We start from the raw sequence: 20,111 nt of genomic DNA, 5'->3' as shown, positions 1-20,111 counted from the left end.
AACGCTCAAGCTTGCATTTTTACAGAATCTTTATAAAAAGGGGCATGTTTAAACATCTTCATTTTTACAGTTTGGTTGTTCTTTCCCTGTTGCTTGTGGCCTGTAACAAAGAAAAAACCCTCTACAAACAGCTTTACAAAGACAGTCAAGAGATCACCCAAAAAATCATTGATTGCGGCCCTAGAACGGTCAATAGCCCAGGGCATAAGAAGGTGCAAGACTACATTGAGACTTATTTAAAACAGCATCAAATTGCTTTAGAAAAGCTTACATTCACAGCAGATACGCCCAAAGGGCCCATTCCCATGACCAACTTGCGCTATAAAATTGCTGGTCAACAGGCCAAGTACCCCAGTATTCTTTTGTCCGCGCACTATGACAGTAAAATTTTTGCCGGCAAGGAGTTTTTGGGCGTCAATGATGCCGCCACCTCTGTGGCTTTAATTTTAGCCCTAACCCCTATCATTCAAAAACTGGACTTGCCCTATGTGGTGGAAGTGGTGTTTTTTGATGGAGAAGAAGCCATTGTTGAGTGGGTGGGCAAAGATAACTTGTATGGCAGCCGCCACTTTGCCATGAATCACGTTCCGTCAGCCAAGATTGCTTATGCCATTTTATTGGACATGATCAGTGATAAAGATTTAAATTTGGTCAGAGCCCATGCCTCAGACCCTTCCTTAAGTGCATTGTACAAAAAAGTTTTAACCGACATGCAGTGGGAGCATGTCTTGGATAAAAAACTGTCTTTTATTCAGGATGATCACTTGTCTTTGATTAGAGCGGGTATTCCTACCTTGCTAATCATGGATTTTAGCTTTGGTGGGCCCAGTGCACCGGGAACATTTTGGCATACAGAGCAAGATAACCTAGAAAACGTCAGCTTTGAAAACACCGCCAAAGTGGGGCAGGTGGTGTTAAGAATGCTGGATCATTTTAAAAACAACATGGGCCAGCAAGCAGCCAAGCCTTAAGGTAAAAAAGCAGTGAGTTGTTGATGCAGGTCAGCCAAATTGTCTTGGTTGATTAAGGTATGGTCAGCCAGGGCTAGCGTGGCGTTAAGCTGCTGCGCTTGTTGATTGTTTGAAGATTCTAAGGTTTCATTGTGTATGAATTGTTCTAAGGTATCAGCATTTTCTGCCCGGCCTCTTTTTTTAGCCCGCTCAAACCGCAGTTCAACCGGCGCATCAATGCACAATAAAATAAAGTTAGCATAGGTTTTTTTAAACAGTTCTACTTCACTGGGATGTCTAAAAGAATCCACCACAATTTTTTTACTTGGGTTTTGTTCAATTTTTTCTATGGTTTTTTTGGCAAGCACATCCACGCCGTGCTCTTGGCGCAGTTGAGTTCCAATATCAATAAACGCCAAACGAGATTCCATAATACCTTGCTTAGCCATGGTCTCACGCAGGACATCGGACAAGGAATAAAAATCATAACCGTGTTCGGTTAAAAAAAGAGCAGCGGCACCTTTGCCAGAGGCATTGGTGCCGGTTAAGCCTATGATGGATTGAGGAGATGACGTTAACAAAACAAGGGCTTAGTCTTCATCATCTTCATCGTCAAAGATATCATCTTCATCAAGACGCATTTCACCTTCTTCAGAAAAGGTAAACAAGTCTTTTTCTGCATCGGCAGGAGAGCGGGTAAAAGAGTCTTCACCAAAGGTTTCATCAAACTCAGAAAGCTCATCTACAACACTGTCTTGCTCATCATAATCATAATCATCATCAAAACTGGCTGCATCACGCAAGGGTGACTCTGAGTCAATGATGGTGGCATCTGGATCAATGTAAGTCTCTTCAGAACCCTGAATATGGGTTTCTTCAAGCATTTCATCATGCAAATCTAGGTCATTGTTTTGCGTAACAGGCGTAATAATAGCGGCTTCTTTAATGCCTACACGTTTCTTGGTGCTTGGCTTTTTACTCGCTTTTTTCTTACTGGCTTTTTTAGCCGTAGATTTTTTTGGAGTTTTCTTAGCCGCTTTCTTTTGAGTAGTCTTTTTAGCCGTTTTTTTCTTAGCCGCCTTTTTTGTGGTCTTTTTCTTGGTTGTTTTCTTTTTAGTCGCTTTTTTGGCTACTTTTTTAGTGCTTTTCTTTTTCGCTTTTTTAGTCGTCTTTTTCTTTGTGGCCTTCTTTTGAGTAGCCTTTTTAGCCGTTTTTTTCTTGCTGGCTTTCTTTTTAGGCGCCTTTTTAGCCGTCTTTTTCTTAGCGGCCTTCTTGCTGGTTGTTTTCTTTTTGGTGGCTTTTTTAGTGGTCTTCTTTTTAGCAGCTTTTTTCTTAGGCGCTTTTTTAGCCGTCTTTTTCTTAGCGGCCTTCTTTTTTACGGTCTTCTTAGCGGTTTTCTTCTTTACTGGTTTTTTGGCTGTTTTTTTCGCTGTTTTTTTCGCTGTTTTTTTCGCTGTTTTTTTCTTTGCCATGGTGTGGGTTCCTTTTAAAAAATGTAAAATTAACAACATCAATGCACGCATGCATCTCAACATGGCCTAGCGTATCACTTCATGGACATTCACTCAGACCCAAGAACAGTATATTATTTCTATACTGTTTCATGCAATAGAATAAATAAAGCCAAATAACTTTGCAAGTTTAAATGATCATCATTGTGAATTGCTTTATCCTGCATCAAGAGGTATACTTGCGCCCTTGCATTGAGCTATTTGGTGCATACATTTGAACAACCGGGGGCGACTGGTTTCGACGGGAGATTGGAACGCTTGGTTGCACGTCGAGGAGGTGCTTGGCCTCGTAAAAAAAGCACAAACTAGTAATTGATGACAATCAATTCGCAATGGCAGCTTAATTAAGCTGTCCGTTCAAACCCTGGATTTCTGTTAAGGGGTAAGAACGCCAAATTAGCAGGATAGTGCATGATGGCGTCTGGCCTGTCATGTGCGAAGCTTTAGTCAGAATCGCCAATCAAAACCCTGTTTATGGGGGTTTGAAAGGTTAACTATAAAACATAAACTAAACGTGTAGTAACCATTCTGGAAGAACTTTCGGACGGGGGTTCGAATCCCCCCGCCTCCACCATTAAAGTGTAAGTAGTTAAAAATATTGATATAAAAAATAATAAAATCTAAATAGGGGACATTAGGGGACAACATATCTTTTCTTAGTTGGTATGGGCTTTTCTAATTGGGTTTGACTTTCATCCGACTGTATTGGGTTTCAGTGAATTGAGATGAAATGAGAAAGATATTAGAGCTGAATGAAAAACGCCCAGAGATCAACTGGGCGCTTGTGGGATTGCTTTTGACTCCTGTCTTACAGGAAGACAGATTTTATTCGCTTGTTTGAGTAGGCTCTTTACCAAATCCAAAAAGCTTGTTTGCTTTGCGTGAAACGGACTCAGTGTAGTGGGCATATCTTTGCGTTACTTTTAAGTCATGATGTCCGAGATAGTGTTGAGTTGCTCGGATGTCTTGACTTTGTTCTGTGAAAATCGTGGCAAACGTATGCCTGAATACGTGAGTTGATAGCTGCTCTACGCCAACGGCTTTAAACGCACGTTTATAAGCTCTTTGAATCGCATTGTATTTATACATCAGGCCCTTCTTCTGAAATACCAATCCAGTTCCCAAGCTTTTGGATTTGAGTTCTCTGAGTATATTTGCCAATCGTTCAGGGGCAACCAAAGTTCGGATACGATTATTTTTGGTATTGTGAACAAGTTGAGGGTGCTTGGTTTTGCTATCCCATGCGCATGTTTGTTTTACAGTCACCCTTACTTCTTGTCCGTCGTCATCGATGCATGACCAATCCAATCCACAGACTTCTCCAATTCGAAGACCCAGAAACAGCTGGAGGCTTGCCATGTAGAAATAGATTTTGTTGGATTGCGCCTTTAGTTCGAGCAGGGCTGCTTCAGCTTCTTTTTGGGAGAGATGTTTGATCTCGTTTTCACGTCGCCTAATGAATTTAGCGTTCTTTCGGTGCTTTCCAGTAATCGGAACAACATAGGAATCATTTTTGGTCTCTCGATACCAATTAAGAATGGTATGCAGTACTTTGAGTTCTCGCTTAAAGGTAAATCGTAGCTCACTCTTAGGGTATTCGTCGGACTGTACATATCGTAGCCACTCGGTAACTTTCTCACCATTGATATCTGTAACCTTGGTTTTACTAAAATATTTCAGGTGTTGAATGTCTTTCTCATATGACTGATAGGTCGAAAGGGCCAGTCGAGGAGGTTTTGTATAGTCCCGCCAATCTTTGACCAGTTCTTCAAATGTTAAAAGTTCACTGGGTTTTTTTCGTATGGCATCTGTCTCTGTGAGTTGACGCAACCAATGCCGAGCTTCTTCGATGGTTTTGAATTTTTTCTGAAACTTTTTTGACGTGCCATTGACGTTTAATCTTTTGACAGCTCTAAAGGGCAGGGCTCTTAATGAGCGGATACTTTTTGGGTCTACCCAAGTGCTTTTTTTCTCTGACCAGTATAAGGTCTTGTAGATGTTTGGACTTCCTTTTACTGCGACCTCTTTCTTTTTGGTTTTCATGCTGGAAACACCGTCCTTTCATCCAGCCAGTTTTTGATATCCCTGGGATTGAATCGAACAGAACGACCGACTCGAACCACGGGCACAGCTTCTTTGTAGACCCAGTCTCGAATGGTTTTTTCTGCAACGCCCAGATGGAGTGCCAATTCCTTCACAGTTAACTTCGTTTTGCAGTTTTCTAAGCGCTCAGTGATCTTGGTTGGAATCTTCCATGGTTCACAGGCCGTATATTCCTCGAATGCTTCAGCATATGGCTCTGCTAGGAAGTCGATTTGTTCTTCAGTGAAATCTTGGTTTTCTTGGTTTTTATGCATATCAAGCTCCTATAAATATATTGTTACTACATAATAATAACAATATATAATATTTGAGATAATGCGTCAAGTTTGAACTAAAATAATAAATAAAAACAGATATTTAAGATATATTTAACTTAGTATGAACGGACGGAGTGGAGCGAGTCCGTTATAGTTGATCTATGTTACTGTAAATTAGTAACATATTGAGTTGATGTCAGATATCAATTAAATGCTTTAGTAAAATCACACGATAATCAATCATCACCAATAGAGTTATTGCTTAATAGCTATATTGCCAGGATATGAGGCGAACTGTTTCTTCATGGTTCGTTCCAATAGCGTTTTGTACTTCTTGGGAACAATAAAGCTGTCGTGAACGGGAAGGATAGGAATTCCTTTTGCAACGAATGTGTTTATGATTTCTTCAGCAATATGTGAGTCTTGATATTGAAGAAATTTTGCTTGGCCAGTGAAAAAGCAGTGGTTGATTGCCGAATGTTGAGCTTTAATGAAGTTCAGGTATGCCTTGTAGTCTTCTGAGCTTAGGTGAGCGTAATCTTTTTCGTAGTTGTCTAATGTTTTTAGTTTGTCATGAACAGTTTGAAATAGGTTTGCTTCGGATTTCGCATTAAGTGCAATGAGGAAGATAAATTTTACCATGTTTCTATGCTGGCTAGGAATTCCAGTGATTCTGTATGGGTCTCCTGTGTAGCTTTTCCCATTTTGTTGATACAACAAATGGATGTGAATTGCTTGGTAATCGAGTTCAATAACTGGGTTGCCATTAATAGTTAATTGCTTTCTCTCTGCCTCGGGCAGGTTTTGGACCCTTGCACAATAGAAACGGCCTCCAAAATATTTTCCTGAGTATTTGGTTTTGTTGTTGAAGCAGTTGTCATTAAATACCCGTTTAAAAAATATATTCGGAAGTTTGTTGTTGCCTGCATCTGTGATGGTTGTTTGGTCTAATAAGGAGTTGAGGTTTTCAACATTGCTTCGCCATTCATTTATTTTAGGAGTGTCGCGATAGGCAAGCAGGCGCTTTTTATTGTACGCATTAGGTTTATCTTTGAGGATGATTGTTTCTGTTTGGCCAATACGATGAACATGTGTTCTCGATAAAAAATATTTTGAAAAACGTTTTTTTAACTTATCCGTCAAAGAATACCGAGTCCGAAATGATCTCCCCATCGCGAACGTTGTGTGGTAGTGCTTGTGCCTGGAAATCAGGGATTTCTTCTCAAAGAAATTTAATACTTCATCAATTGCAGAGTAGCTCGGAGAGATTGTTCCTCTGGTATATCTATTAGGGATCTTATAGTAATCGTTTTTGTTTTTTGAGATTGCCAAATATTTGGAATAGGGCGAGTTGTAAGTTCTAAGCAAGTTTGTCAATATTAGTGATATATGCGCTCTGTAGCATGTTCGATTGTATCTTTTTAAGTCTGTGTTTTTTACAAACTCTTTCATAATATCATCGACCAGGTTCTGAAAACGCGGCTTGTTTACTTTCCAGCAGTAATGAAAATGGTGACAGTCAATGTAATCTCTTGGGATATTGATTCCTTTTTTGCTCATGATTCCCCCTCACTGCAATCAGTTTCATTCATGCAAATATTTACGTTTGTGATTTTTGCACTTTGTGCCTGAGGAACGGGTTGGGTCCCATATTGGAGTTTGTGTATTACCGTACCCCTTAAGCTATTCGGGGAGGGTAACTGGCAAATATCTTCGTATGAAAATTTGAAGGGTTGGTATGAGGGCTTGCACCCGTTTGTTTGGTAATAATAGAAATTTAAAAACCTTGAGAAATAAATATAAAGGCAGTTTTTAAGATGCGTCGAAAAACCCAATAATATCAACGTTCTATATCGTTTTGGCTTTGAAAAAACGTATGGGAAAGCCGTATTTATTTTCGCAAAAATAATCATAGCGAAAGTATGGCTTCCTCGATGCGATCTTGATTGAGATTCAGGTATTGAATCGTACTGTTGATATTGCGATGTCCAAGAGCGGCTTGAACCAGGTGAAGTTCTCGGTTGAGCTTAATGTAGATTTGTTGAGCATATGTTTTGCGGAGCGTGTGACAGCTAAGCTTTCCTGTAAGTCCTGCTTTATCAAATGCCTCTTTGAGAATGTTCCAAGCTTGCTGGACGCTAATGGATTTGTTTGTGCCTTTTCGGCTACTGAAAAGATAGGCCGTTTCGTCCAGTTCTTTTGAAGCATTTAGCTGATTGATCCAAGTTTTAACGGCTTTTTTGGCCTGCGGATTGAGTACAATGGATCTACCCGAGATTTTACCTTTGGTGTTTTTGCGTTGAACGTAAATTCGATCCAGTATTTGGCCATCTTTATGAATGTCTTGGATTCGTAAAGATAGGACTTCAGAAATTCGCAGACCTGTTTTGATACCTAGGACAAATAGAGCTTTGTTTCGTAGGGCGTACTTCCCAGAGAAGGCATTCAGAGTCTTTTCGACCTCTAAAGGCGTAATGGCCTTGGCTCCTTTCATTGAGCCACCTCAATTTGAACTTTTGTCCTTTCTTCAAATTCACTGTGTTGCATATGCACATTATCTCAAATCAAGTATCAAAAAGTCAATAATAAATGTGTTATACAGATATAGTAACATATTAAGTTGTTGGTTTTATGAGTAAATTAGGTAGATTAAAACTGAGATATTTGTTTTTATGAAAAAATAACAAATATGCTTGATCAAAATATGCTCAATGTTGTAAACTGTGTATTACATGGGAAATTCTGAAAAAATGAAGTTGTCTGAAGTTATGGCGTTTTCGTCAGGCTTTTTACCTCGTAAGCACAATTTAAAAGGCGACAATCTTAAGCCCTACAAGCTGATGAAAGTGAGAGATTTAGACCATTTACCTGAAGGGGATTGGGAGAAAATGGACGATGACGTGATGGATGTTTCAGAAGATCTTCTGGAAAAATACCATCTAAAGAAACATCGGCTCATCTTCGTGGCCAAGGGTAGGGATTCTTTTCCTGTGATTTGCCCAAGCTATTCTAGAGGTGATGTGTTGATTTCATCGCATTTTATATTAGCCGATATGAAGAAAGACATGGTCCAGTGCGATCCACGCTTTATGTCGGCTTGGTTGAATTCGCCATCGGGTCAAAGGTTGCTTGCTTCAAAATCAAGAGGCTCAGCCTTAAAAGCATTGGTTATTTCCGAACTCAATGAAGTGGAGTTTGTATTGCCTGAGCTAGGTGAGCAACACCGCCTGCGAAAATTGTATGAGTGCAATGAAACCTTGCAACTAAAGAACAGAGAATATGAAAATAAAATGCAGGATTTAATGGATCATGCATTTCAAAGTAAAATGAGGGCTTAAGTGTATGACAGAGAATAAAAAGGTAACTCAATCAGACGTGAATAAAATAGCTTGGAAGGCCTGCGATACCTTTCGTGGCGTGGTTGATCCAGCGCAATACAAAGACTATATTTTGTCTATTCTCTTTTTCAAGTACCTCAGTGACATCTGGCGAGACAAGCAAGAGCAGTATTCTGAACAGTTTGGAGGGGATGAAAGTAAAATTGAACGTTTCATGTCCCGTGAACGTTTTATCATTCCCATAGGTGCATCTTTTTACGATGTTTATGAAAGACGAAACGACCCCAACATCGGTGAAATTCTCAACAAAGCCTTGATGGACATTGAGGACCATCCTTCAAACAAAGCCAAGTTGGAAGGGATGTTTCGCAATATCGACTTTAATTCCGAAGTAAACTTAGGTTCTACCAAAGAACGAAACCAGCGCATCAAACATTTGCTCGAAGACTTCGGCAGTTCACAAATGGATCTTCGGCCTTCTCACCTGGATGGTCAGGACATCATTGGAAATACCTACGAATACCTTATTTCCAACTTTGCCAGCAGTGCCGCGAAAAAAGGAGGAGAGTTCTTTACGCCCAAGGAAGTTTCCATTCTTTTGGCCAAACTGGTTCAGCCTAAAAAAGGTGAACGGATTTGTGACCCTACAGCAGGATCAGGTTCTCTACTGATTCGAGTAGCGCAAGAGATTGGGTCAGATGATTTTGCTTTATACGGCCAAGAGTCCAACGTGGGAACTTGGGCGCTTTCGAAGATGAATATGTTCCTTCATGGGATAGACGGTGCTCGCATGGAGCGTGGAGATACGCTTCGAAATCCCAAACTGATTGAAGATGATCATTTGGTGAAATACGATGTAGTTGTGGCCAATCCTCCCTTTTCTTTGGATAAGTGGGGAGCCGAAATAGCAGATAAAGACCCCTTCGAACGCTTTCATCGAGGGGTGCCGCCCAAAAGCAAGGGTGATTATGCGTTTATCACGCATATGGTGGAGAGCATCAACGAGCATGGCAGAGTCGGTGTGATAGTGCCTCACGGTGTTTTGTTTCGAGGGTCCTCCGAAGGCAGAATTCGTGAACAGTTGATCAAAGAAAATCTTTTGGATGCGGTGATTGGTTTGCCTTCTAAGTTGTTTTTTGGGACGGGCATTCCTGCAGCCATTCTTCTGTTTAAAAAAGGTAAAAAAACAGAAGACGTTATCTTTATCGATGCCAGTCGAGAGTTTGAAGAGGGCACCAAACAAAACCAACTGACCGAAAAGCATATTGAGAAAATTGTTAACACATACAAAGATCGAAAAGATCTTGATAAGTATGCGCACGTCGCTTCTCTAGATGAAATTGAGCGGAATGACTTCAACCTAAATATTCCAAGGTATGTTGACACCTTTGAAGAGGAAGAAGAGATCGATATTAAGGCTGTGCAAGGAGAAATCGAGAAAATTGAAGAGGAGCTTGCGGAAGTTAGATCTCAAATGAAGAAGTATCTCAAGGAGTTGGGGATTTGAGCAGCAGTTGGGATACCTTGTCAGTAGGTGAAATGTTGAAGGATGGCTACCTGCTGCATCACATGGATGGCAATCATGGCGCTCTCTATCCAAGGGCCAGCGAATTTGTTGAGGCAGGTGTTCCCTATCTGACAGCCAATGCGATCATCTCAGGCCAGGTTGACTGGACACAGGCCAAGTATTTAACCCCTGAACGAGCCGGTAAGCTTCAAAAGGGTTTTGCGAAAGATGGAGATGTGCTCTTTGCTCATAACGCGACTGTTGGCCCCGTGGCTTTGCTCCGAACAGATGAGGAGCAAGTTGTATTGAGTACGACGCTAACCTATTACCGTTGCAATCCGAACAAGCTTGATAATCGGTATTTGAAGCACGCGTTGGGGTCGTCATTGTTTTCGAGGCAGTACGAAAGAATTATGGGTCAGAGTACCAGGAATCAAGTGCCAATAACGACTCAGAGGAAATTACATGTTCCTCTTCCCCCTCTCGCCGAACAAAAGAAAATCGCCGAAATTCTCTCCTGCTGGGACCGAGCGATTGAGTTATTGGAAAAATTAAAAATACAATTAAGCTACCTGGCCAGGGCCACATCCTATCAACTATACTCTGCAAAGTTCAAATCAAATCCACGTCGTATAGCGACAGATCTTGGGAACTTCCCCGAAGGTTGGACTGTAAAACGTTTAAAAGATGTTTGTTCCATAAATAAAAGCTCTCTATCTGCTTCTACGCCAGAGGATGAAGAGTTCTACTATGTTGATTTGTCTGCAGTTAAGTCAAGAAACGTAGCAGTGCCAGTGGAGAAGATGCGCTTTGCAGCTTTGCCGTCAAGAGCGAGACGCCGAGCCCAAATTGGTGATATTTTAATGGCTACGGTTAGGCCGAATCTTAAAGGATTTGCGCAAATATCGTCAACCAAGACACCGTTAGTGGTATCCACTGGGTTTGCGGTTCTAGAAACACATCGCAAACAAGATGCAAAGTATTTACTGAACTACTTATTTTCCCATTTGATGGAACGGCAAGTTAATTCCTTAATTGTCGGTTCAAACTATCCAGCTCTGAATTCGAATGATGTTGGCAACCTACTTGTACCATGGCCTGAGTCTGATTCTATCAGAGAAATGATTGGCAATCAGATCGACCTTATTTACTCGCAAGTGACTACATTAAGTGCAGTAATTGAATTAATTGAACGACAAAAAAAAGGTCTCATGCAAAAGCTTCTCACGGGAAAGATTCGGGTGAAAGTATGAGTCAGCATCAAGCCCCGTCCTATCTCGAAGATGCCATTTCTCAAATTCCTGCACTGCAAGTGCTTCAAAACCTTGGCTACACCTATTTAACCGAACAAGAATGGTTAAAGCAGCGTAAGGAAAGACTCAATCATGTCTTACTAGAAGATATACTTGAAAAGCAGCTCAAGAAAATCAATCGCTTTGAATATCGCGGTCAAACCATTGAAGCCAATCAGTCGAGCATTCAAGAAGCTGTTCGTGCGATAAAGAATGTTTTGGATGAAGGCTTGGTTAAAACCAATCAGAATGTTTATGATCTTTTAACATTGGGGAAAAGCATTGAACTGCGTGACTTGGGAGATAACAGAGAGCGTAAAAACTTTGTCTTTCAGTTTATCGACTGGGAACACCCAGAAAACAACGTTTTTCACATTGCCGATGAGTTTGTTGTGGAACGTACAGGAAGCACGGAAACCAGAAGGCCAGACATCGTAGTTTTTGTAAATGGCATTCCCTTGGTTGTCATTGAATGCAAACGACCTGATTTGAAAAATCCGATGAAGCAAACCGTCTCCCAAAGCATTCGCAATCAACGCGCAGACCAGATACCCAAGCTTTTTCATTATGCTCAATTGCTCATGGCTGTAAGTAAGAATGAAGCCAAGTATGCCAGTGTAGGTGCCAATGAATCGTTTTGGTTCGTCTGGCGAGAGGAAAAGGAAGAAGCTCAGAGATTATCCAACATTGTGAACCATGGTTTAAACGAAGCTCAGAAGGAGAAGCTCTTTTCGAGTCGAAGTGCAAAAGAGCGAAGTTATTTTGACGCCATGGAAAGTGAAGGCGACCGTATGGTTACCGAGCAAGACAAACTGCTCATCCATATGCTGGAACCCAAGCGTTTGTTGGAACTGGTCCGTGATTTCACTTTGTTTGATGCCAACGTAAAAAAGATTGCCCGCTACCAGCAGTACTTTGCCATTCAATCCACACTTGATCGAATTTCTGAAAAGATCGAAATAGGCGAACGAAGTGGGCAGAGAAGAGGAGGCGTGATTTGGCATACTCAGGGTTCAGGGAAGTCTCTAACCATGGTGATGCTGGCCAAACAAATCGCCCTGAGATCTAACATTGCCAATCCAAAAATCATTGTGGTGACGGACCGAGTCGAGTTAGACCAGCAAATCGAGGCTAATTTCAAGAATTGTGATGTGGAAGTTAAACGCGCTTCTACAGGGAAAGAGTTGGTGAAACTTCTCAAAGAAGAACGTTCACAAGTCATTACCACAGTTATTAATAAATTTGATGCGGTGCTGAGTTCAAACTATGAGAACCCAGATCCGAACGTCATAGTTATGCTCGATGAAGCGCACCGTTCTCAATACGGCCTAGCCAATACGAAAATGCAGAAAGTCTTTCCCAAAGCTGCATATCTCGGATTCACAGGTACGCCACTGCTTAAAAAAGATAAGAATACCGTCGATCGATTTGGTGGATTCATCAGCAAATATACCATCGATGAAGCGGTAAAAGACGGTGCCGTAAAACCACTTTTGTATGAAGGCAGAATGGCTCTGCAAAATGTAGATGAACAAGCTTTGGACAATTGGTTTGAGAAAATATCGGAGTCACTCAGTGATGAACAACGAATCAAACTTAAAGAAAAATTTACCAAAGCAGATTTACTTCATCGAACCGATCAAACCATTGCCACTGTTGCTTTTGATATCAGCACGCATTTTCAAACGCAGTTTCAAGGGACACCTTATAAAGGTCAGCTTACGGTTGATCGCAAAGAAACGGCCATCAAGTTCAAAAAGGCTTTTGATGAGTTTGGTATGGTGAGTACCGAAGTGTTGATTTCTTCACCTGATGATCGAGAGGATTGGTCGGATGTAAAGGAAGAAAGCACGAGTGAAGTGAAGAACTTCTGGGACCGTATGATGGACCAATACGGAAATTCTGAGCGGTACGATCAGCAAATGCGTTCCAAGTTTAAAAGTGATGGTGATCCTGAAATTCTCATCGTTGTCGACAAACTGCTTACAGGTTTTGATAATCCGAAGGCAACGGTTTTGTATATCAACCGCTCTTTAAAAGAGCATAATCTTTTGCAAGCCATTGCACGAGTGAATCGTGTGTTTGAGGGTAAAGACTACGGTTTGATCATCGATTACTTTGGTGTGCTGGGGCATTTGGATGAAGCCATGCAGACCTATTCGGCTTTTTCTGAGTTCGATGCCGAAGATATTCAAGGCACCATTACCGATATTCAATCGATCATTCGCATTCTGCCACAGAAACATTCTGACTTATGGGATGTGTTTAAAAGGGTAGAGAACAAGAAAGACATTGAGGCTTTTGAGGTGATTTTGGCCGATGAGCCACTTCGTGATTTGTTTCGCAATCGGCTGTCAGATTACGCTCGAACCTTAGAGACCGCTTTGTCTTCTTTGGTTTTTCTAGAAGAAGTGGGATTGGAAAAAGTTGAAAAGTATCGAAATGACTTAAAGTTCTTTGAAAACCTCAGACGTTCGGTCATGCAACGCTATGCGGATAAAGATTTAGATTACGATAGTTATGAAAAACGTATGGAGAAATTACTAGATACCTACGTAACTTCTTCTGAGATTAAAAAGTTAACACCTTTGGTGAATATCTTTGATCGCAAAGGAATGCTGGAAGCCATTGATGATGCGAAGACAGATCGTGCGAAAGCTGAAACCATACTTAACCGCACAAAGCAGACCATCAATGAAAAACTAGAAGAAGACCCAACGTTTTATCGCAAGTACTCTCAGCTTATTGAAGATTTGATCTCGCAGTATAAGGAAAAGAGAATCTCTGACAGCGAATATGTGCAGCAAGCGTTTCACTTCTTTGATGCAGTGGCCTATCGAAAAAATGACGATGTGCCTAAAGAGGTGGCTTATTCGACCACTGCCCAGGCTTATTATGGCGTGGCCAAAGAGAGCATTGCTCCCTATGGCTTGGATCAAGCTAAACAACAAGAAGCGGCCATTGAACTGGCCAAAAATATCGATCAACGGATTGAACAAGAAAAGCGAGTGGACTGGACCAAAAGTACAGACGCTCAAAACAAGATGCGCAATGCCATCGATTTGTTTCTCATAGAGTGGCAGGAAAAAAGCGGTGTGTCTCTGAGCACCGATGAGATGGACGATATTATTGAGAAGTCTTTGGATATCGCTCGAAATCAGGAGAGTAACGATTGAGTTCGACGGTGGAAAATAGAGTCATTCGATATGGCAGCTTTCCCATTGCGTATGAAGTGGTGCGCAGTTCGAGAAGAAGAACGCTAGGAATTTCAGTTCATCGAGACCAGTCGGTTCAGGTGAGAGCACCGAAAGGACTGGCGACTCATGAAATAGACCTGCGAGTCGAGAAAAGAGCTTCTTGGATACTCAAACATCAACGTAAATTTGCCCTTTTGCCACCTGTCGTTGAGAAGAAATACATCAAAGGTGAAACCCATCGTTACCTGGGAAAAGACTATATATTAAGGCCTAAAGTAGGGACTAAAATTAAAGTAACTATAGTTACCCATTATATCGATGTAGAAAGTCGCTCTATGGAGCGCTCAGCGCTTCTGAGGGGCATTCTCAAGTGGTATTCCGAACAAGCTAAGGCCTATTTCCCCTCACGAATGGAGATTAATCAATCTCGCTTTCAGAATTTGGCACTTCCTGAGTTTTCACTTCGAGTACGCCGAATGAGATCTAGGTGGGGAAGTTGTTCACCCAAAGGAGTGATTACCCTAAATTCTCGGTTGATGGAGCACTCAGTCAGCGTGATTGACTATGTAATCACCCATGAGCTGTGTCACTTGTTTATCCCAAACCATAGCAAGCAGTTTTACCAATTGATGAGCAAAGTCATGCCCAATTGGAAAGAGCTTCGGGAAAAGCTGAAAGGGCAGGAAGGAATATAGCTTTTGGGATCTGAAGCCAATAAGCCGTATCTCACCAAGTCGCTGTTTAAGCTAGCGTCCGAGTGCCCACGAAAATTATTCTATCAGACCCATCCGCATCAATACGAAAATCAAAGTAGAGAAGATCCTTTTATCGAAGGTTTGGCCAATGGTGGGTATCAAGTTGAAGGACTGGCAAGAGAACTGTTCCCAAATGGTTTAGAAATTGAAGCAGATTCTATAACAGAAATCGATCTACAAACCCGAAAGTACCTTGCAGAGAATGACCATGGGGTTCTCTTTCAAGCAGGGCTCATAGCTGAAGATATGGCGGCTGTTTTTGATATCTTGAATGTCTATGGTGACACCATTGAAGTGATCGAAGTGAAAGCCAAATCCATTGATGCAGAAGAAACCTTTTTTAAGAACAATAAGAAAGGCATTAAAAAGGAATGGTTGCCATATCTTTTAGATATTGCCTTTCAAGTACATGTTTTAGAAACTGCATATCCCAATAAGACCATCATCCCCAAAATTGCCTTGGTTGATAAAGCTCGAAAATGCCAGGTGGATGGCATGAATCAGCGTTTTGTTCTGAAACCCAAGAGTAATTCATACAAAACGGAAGTCATTCGTAAAGAAGGACCCATTGATTCTACGCTTATCAAGATCATTCCTGTTGCTGAAGAAATAGAGTTTCTCAAAAAACATGGGATTGCCAACGAATTAAATCAGGAAAATAAGAATCATCTTCAGACTTCCATTAAAATATTTTCAGATTCATTGCCAAAAAAAGAGAAGCTTCACCCAAAACTAGGAACCCATTGTAAAAAGTGTGAGTTTAAGTCCGAAGATCTCAATCAAAGTGGTGTGCATGAATGTTGGAAGAATAAGGATAGTCAGCCACTGGTTATCGATGTATGGCATGCCAAACAAAAATGGATTGATGAGGGCTTGCGCTTTATGCATGAGTTGGATTATGACCACCTTGAAAACAAGGAAAAGAATTCAAGCCGTGCGCTAAGGCAATGGCTGCAAATTCAAAATACCCTCAATCCAAGTGGTGCAAAGTTTGAGCGTAAGGCTTTCAAAGAGCAGCTAGCTCAACTTGAATATCCTTTTCATTTTATTGATTTTGAGTCGTCTACCGTTGCGCTACCATTTTTCAAAAATATGCAACCCTACCAAACTGTTGCTTTTCAATATTCACACCATATTCTGTACGAAAGCGGACAAATAGAACATGTATCGCAATATTTAAATACTACGCCTGGTCAATTTCCAAATTTCGACTTTGCAAGACACCTGAAGAAAAGTTTGGAACCAGTAAAGGGTAGTATTTTCATGTATCACCCTCACGAAAATACTGTGCTAAACCACATAATCGACCAGCTTTTAGAATCGAAAGAAAAAGATAGCGATGAACTGATCGCATGGCTTGAAAGCTTGACATACAAGAAAGAGAAGAATCGATATATCCGTGAACCTGGGAATCGAGCTATGATTGATCTAAAGCAAATGGTCGTTGATTTTTATTATCACCCGAAAATGAGAGGTTCGAACTCAATCAAGCATGTTTTTCCCGCAATAATAAATGACAGTGCATTTTTACAAAAAAAGTATTCAGCGCCTATTTATGGAACGAGTGAGTTCGTAAGTAAAAACTTTAAAGATAAAGTCTGGATTACAAAAAATGAAAACAATCAGATCATCAATCCTTACGAGCAACTTCCAGAGATTGCCATTGAAGATCAAGCCTTCGACGCTCAATCAGAAAACCTTCCCGAATTTCAGCATGACTCCATAGGAAACGGTGGAGCAGCCATGATGGCTTATGCTTACCTACAATTTTCTGAAGTGCCCAGTGAAACAAGAGAGCAAATCAAAAAAGCCCTCTTGCAATACTGCGAGCTAGACACACTAGCAATGGCTATGATCATGGAGGCTTGGATTAATTATGACAAATAATATGAGGAGGTGTGATGTCGAGTATTCCTAGTTACGATAAGTTTATGTTGCCCATTTTAAAAATTCACAAAGATAAAGAGGTTCATCACTTACCCGATAACTATGATGAACTTGCAAATCAGTTCGGTATATCAGATCAAGAAAGACATGAAATGTTGGAGAGCGGTAGGCAAACGCGTTTTAAAAATCGAATTGGTTGGGCTAGGACTTATCTTAAAAAGGCTGGCCTTCTGGAAATCGTATCGCCAGGGAAAACAAAAATTACAGAGAGAGGGATAGAGGTATTAGGTGAAGAGCTGCAAGATATTGATGTTTCCTATTTGAATCAATTCTCAGAATTTGTTGAATTCAGAAGAGGTTCGAAAAAGAATGATTCTGTTGAGATGAGAGTTGCGGATAAAGACAGTCCAGAGGATTATCTCGAAGAGGGCTATAGGCAAATAAGAAATCAACTAGAAACAGATCTTTTGGAAAAAATCCAAACAGGAACATACACCTTTTTTGAACAGCTTGTTGTCGATTTGCTCATTCAGCTTGGTTATGGAGGGTCAAAAAGAGATGCAGGGTCAGCTATTGGTAAGTCAGGTGATAATGGAATCGATGGAATCATTAAGGAAGATCGTTTAGGGCTAGATGTAATCTATCTGCAGGCAAAAAAATGGAAAAACACTGTTGGTAGGCCTGACGTTCAAGCTTTTGCAGGAAGCTTAGAAGGTTTTAGAGCTAAGAAAGGTGTTTTTATAACAACATCTGACTTTTCCAAAGATGCCATCGAGTATGTGACACGGATCGATAAAAAGATTGTCCTAATCAATGGCGAAGAGCTGGTGAGGCTAATGATTGATAATAACCTCGGAGTTAACACGGTATCTAAATATGAAATCAAGGAAATAGACCTAGATTATTTTGAAAATTAAAAGAGCTATCAACACATTAGTAATATAATTTTAGTTTGACTGTGTGTGTTGGAGGAGATGAGAATGGCAGGTAAGAAACATGTTGAATATAAGGTGACTAGAAAAAACTTTGGGGATCTTAAGGATAAGCCATTTTATCTTACCAAAAAGCTTCATGATAGCTTCAAGACCAAGAAAAATAAAAGGGGTGAAAATATAGCGGATCTTATTCAAGAAGGTAGGGCATTTCGTGGATTTAAACATCTCTTTGAAAGAGTTGCCGAGAAAAACGGTACTTTAATATTGACTCACGAAAAAACAAAAAAAGTAAAAGACCAATATTTTATAAATTTGGAAGATTACAGGAAGTTTGGCCAGGGTAAATTCCTTTCATTATATCGGGAGAGTGGTCTCGAAATATCTCTTGGGTATTTGTCAAAATATGTCCCTGATGAATTTCAGTCAGAGAGTAATGTGTCTCAAAAAGAATTGAAAGCTTTTGAATCCCACTTTGAAGAGGGGGTCGATAAATTAACCGAGAAAAAAAAGAACACCAAACGTCTTATCGAACAAACAGCAGAAGTATTAAAAAAGAAGCGTGATGAAAAGAAACATTTGCAAGAATCGATTGATAGCTTGAAGAAAATTCAAGCAGAGTCAAATATTTCATATTATATGAGTTGTCTCAACGAGCTAAAAGAACGTCTGACAAAGAAATACCCTGAGACAAAAGGCAAAAACTCCTGGCAATCGTGGATTTATAAAAATAATTGGGTATTTGGAACTCACTATCAAAGTGCTATTGAAAAAGAAAAAGTGGGTTTTAATAATATTCCAGACTACCTTTTCCCTACATTGGATGGCTTTATTGACGTATTAGAAATAAAAAGGCCCGACCAAGAAATTATTATAAGGGACAAGTCTCATACTGGGTCTTTTGCTTGGTCTGGAGAATGCAATAAGGCAATTGGACAAGTTGTAAACTATCTTCATGAAATGGAACTTAACCAGCTCAGAATAGCTCAAAATATTGGAAGAAAGTATAAGGATAATTTGGAAGCTGGAATTCATGTAGTTAAGCCAAGGGGATTTATCTTAATTGGCAAAACAGATGATTGGGGGGAAGTGGAGAGGGAGGCATTTAGAAAGCTTAACTATTCATTGCATGGAATACAGGTAATTTCTTACACTGAGCTAACGAAGAAAGTTGAAAAGTTGATAAGTCTATACAATGGATAAACTAGGGGACAAAAATAGGGGACGGTAGGTCAGAAAATGCCCGTAAAGTCCAGTAAAACTCGGTAATTCGAATCCTGAAATGGGAATTGAATTGGCTTAATAAAGTGAAAAGGTATCCGGGTACCTTTTTTCATGAAAAATCATCATTAATAATGAACATTTAGAATCTGTATTACTTTTATTGTATGAATTCCGGGGACGTGTATCGTAATCTAAATTAGAATCACGGGACACACTACGTATTCCTAATTAGGGAATATATACGACATTCGACTGAGTTAGAGTTATATAAAAAGGTTGTGGGTACATTTTTACAGAGACATTGTAGAATAATAGAGTTTAAAGTGTTATAAATATTTATATGGATGCTACTAGTAAATCTTGTTATTTTTTATTATTTTTAATCTTTATTCTAACAAGCAGTTTCGCAAACTCTAATATAAAAGTTTCTGATAAAGAAGTATCAGATGCTTTAGAACAAGTTCAGAAACTAGTAAATAAATCAAAAGCTATGTTTCAGGCTAATTATTTAAAATGTTTGCCAGATATTCGCGTATCATGTTTTAAAACTAGCTGTAAGAGAGAAGAACTTTCTAAGAATGAATCATTAAAATATTCAGCGGTAATAAAAAAGGGAAAAGAAGATGATCATTATTCCTGGGTTTCGAGAGATGATACACTTATGGTTAGATCTAATGCTGGGGTATACTCTATCTTTTTTGGTGTTCCAGGGTTTTTGAAGGTTAATAGTGATGGAGAATATATTGAAGTTATGCATACGGGTGTAAATTCAATCCAATACTTTGGAAAGTGCGCTTTTATAAAGTAACTTTGCAAAGAAAAAAAGTAACTGGCTACCTTTTGTTTAGGTTCCAGGCGTATTTTTGTAACACGATGCATTTAAAAAATACGCCTGGCACTTGAATTATTAGATAGTGATAAAAAAGAAGTTGTAGAGTCTGAAGTTCCGGGAAGTTCCGGGGACGTGTACTAATTCCGGGGACAGTCGACTGAATTAGAATTATTTAAAATGGAATAGTTACGATAGCTGTCCCAAAAATGTTTAGGTGCCAGGCATATTTTTGTAACACGATGCATTTTGTAAAAGGTACCCGGTTACTTTAGGGAGCAGATTTTTTCTAGATCAATATTTAAAATAAACATTTTGTAGGTATAATT

At 40.0% G+C, this 20,111-nt stretch carries 16 protein-coding genes and 1 other RNA gene; 11 read left to right on the top strand and 6 right to left on the bottom strand.

Annotated features, from left to right (window positions below; translation table 11 throughout):
• The first annotated feature begins 44 nt into the window (after window positions 1–44).
• Complete coding sequence (locus PKC21_04995; GenBank protein ID HMR24692.1) at window positions 45–971, top strand: M28 family peptidase; 927 nt, start codon at window positions 45–47, stop codon at window positions 969–971.
• Here the strand turns inward: PKC21_04995 and PKC21_04990 are convergent.
• Window positions 968–1,531, bottom strand: coding sequence for an AAA family ATPase (locus PKC21_04990; protein ID HMR24691.1), 564 nt, complete (start codon window positions 1,529–1,531; stop codon window positions 968–970). The genes PKC21_04995 and PKC21_04990 overlap by 4 nt on opposite strands.
• A 9-nt stretch (window positions 1,532–1,540) precedes the next feature.
• Window positions 1,541–2,473, bottom strand: a complete 933-nt coding sequence (locus tag PKC21_04985; protein ID HMR24690.1) for a hypothetical protein — start codon at window positions 2,471–2,473, stop codon at window positions 1,541–1,543.
• A 212-nt stretch (window positions 2,474–2,685) separates the two neighbouring features.
• On the opposite strand from PKC21_04985, the gene ssrA reads away from it, so the two are divergent.
• Window positions 2,686–3,035, top strand: a transfer-messenger RNA (tmRNA) gene (ssrA, locus tag PKC21_04980).
• A 251-nt stretch (window positions 3,036–3,286) separates the two neighbouring features.
• Here the strand turns inward: ssrA and PKC21_04975 are convergent.
• The 4 genes from PKC21_04975 to PKC21_04960 all read right to left on the bottom strand — a co-directional run bounded on the left by PKC21_04975 (window position 3,287) and on the right by PKC21_04960 (window position 7,315).
• Entirely contained in the window at window positions 3,287–4,504 is a 1,218-nt protein-coding gene (locus PKC21_04975) for a site-specific integrase (GenBank protein HMR24689.1), read from the bottom strand.
• Window positions 4,501–4,818, bottom strand: a complete 318-nt coding sequence (locus PKC21_04970; protein HMR24688.1) for a helix-turn-helix domain-containing protein — start codon at window positions 4,816–4,818, stop codon at window positions 4,501–4,503. The genes PKC21_04975 and PKC21_04970 overlap by 4 nt, the downstream gene beginning before the upstream one ends.
• Before the next feature lie 258 nt (window positions 4,819–5,076).
• The gene (locus PKC21_04965) at window positions 5,077–6,381 is read right to left on the bottom strand and encodes a hypothetical protein (protein ID HMR24687.1); all 1,305 of its coding nucleotides are present in this window, start codon (window positions 6,379–6,381) and stop codon (window positions 5,077–5,079) included.
• A gap of 349 nt (window positions 6,382–6,730) precedes the next feature.
• Window positions 6,731–7,315, bottom strand: coding sequence for a tyrosine-type recombinase/integrase (locus PKC21_04960; GenBank protein ID HMR24686.1), 585 nt, complete (start codon window positions 7,313–7,315; stop codon window positions 6,731–6,733).
• Between the two features lie 238 nt (window positions 7,316–7,553).
• Between PKC21_04960 and PKC21_04955 the strand changes: the two genes are divergently transcribed.
• From PKC21_04955 to PKC21_04915, 9 genes are all read left to right on the top strand, one after another.
• Window positions 7,554–8,159: a hypothetical protein gene (locus PKC21_04955; protein HMR24685.1), complete on the top strand. Its 606-nt coding sequence runs from the start codon at window positions 7,554–7,556 to the stop codon at window positions 8,157–8,159.
• 4 nt (window positions 8,160–8,163) lie between these two features.
• Window positions 8,164–9,666 carry a type I restriction-modification system subunit M gene (locus PKC21_04950; protein HMR24684.1) on the top strand — a complete coding sequence of 501 codons (1,503 nt, stop codon included), beginning with the start codon at window positions 8,164–8,166 and terminating at the stop codon, window positions 9,664–9,666.
• 17 nt (window positions 9,667–9,683) lie between these two features.
• Entirely contained in the window at window positions 9,684–10,919 is a 1,236-nt protein-coding gene (locus PKC21_04945) for a restriction endonuclease subunit S (GenBank protein ID HMR24683.1), read from the top strand.
• Complete coding sequence (locus PKC21_04940; protein HMR24682.1) at window positions 10,916–14,134, top strand: HsdR family type I site-specific deoxyribonuclease; 3,219 nt, start codon at window positions 10,916–10,918, stop codon at window positions 14,132–14,134. The genes PKC21_04945 and PKC21_04940 overlap by 4 nt, the downstream gene beginning before the upstream one ends.
• Window positions 14,135–14,142: 8 nt before the next feature.
• Window positions 14,143–14,850 (top strand): SprT family zinc-dependent metalloprotease, encoded by a 708-nt coding sequence (locus PKC21_04935; protein HMR24681.1) that lies wholly within the window; start codon window positions 14,143–14,145, stop codon window positions 14,848–14,850.
• A gap of 3 nt (window positions 14,851–14,853) precedes the next feature.
• Window positions 14,854–16,797 (top strand): DUF2779 domain-containing protein, encoded by a 1,944-nt coding sequence (locus PKC21_04930; protein HMR24680.1) that lies wholly within the window; start codon window positions 14,854–14,856, stop codon window positions 16,795–16,797.
• A 14-nt stretch (window positions 16,798–16,811) separates the two neighbouring features.
• Complete coding sequence (locus PKC21_04925) at window positions 16,812–17,714, top strand: restriction endonuclease (GenBank protein ID HMR24679.1); 903 nt, start codon at window positions 16,812–16,814, stop codon at window positions 17,712–17,714.
• A 63-nt stretch (window positions 17,715–17,777) separates the two neighbouring features.
• Entirely contained in the window at window positions 17,778–18,932 is a 1,155-nt protein-coding gene (locus PKC21_04920) for a DUF4263 domain-containing protein (protein HMR24678.1), read from the top strand.
• Window positions 18,933–19,293: 361 nt separating this feature from the next.
• Window positions 19,294–19,761, top strand: a complete 468-nt coding sequence (locus PKC21_04915) for a hypothetical protein (protein ID HMR24677.1) — start codon at window positions 19,294–19,296, stop codon at window positions 19,759–19,761.
• The last annotated feature ends 350 nt before the right edge of the window (window positions 19,762–20,111 follow it).

Source organism: Oligoflexia bacterium (assembly GCA_035326705.1).
Lineage (GTDB): Bacteria > Bdellovibrionota_G > JALEGL01 > JALEGL01 > JALEGL01 > JALEGL01.
The sequence above is the reverse complement of the archived record's forward strand: the minus strand, read 5'-3'. Positions and strand labels throughout refer to the sequence as shown.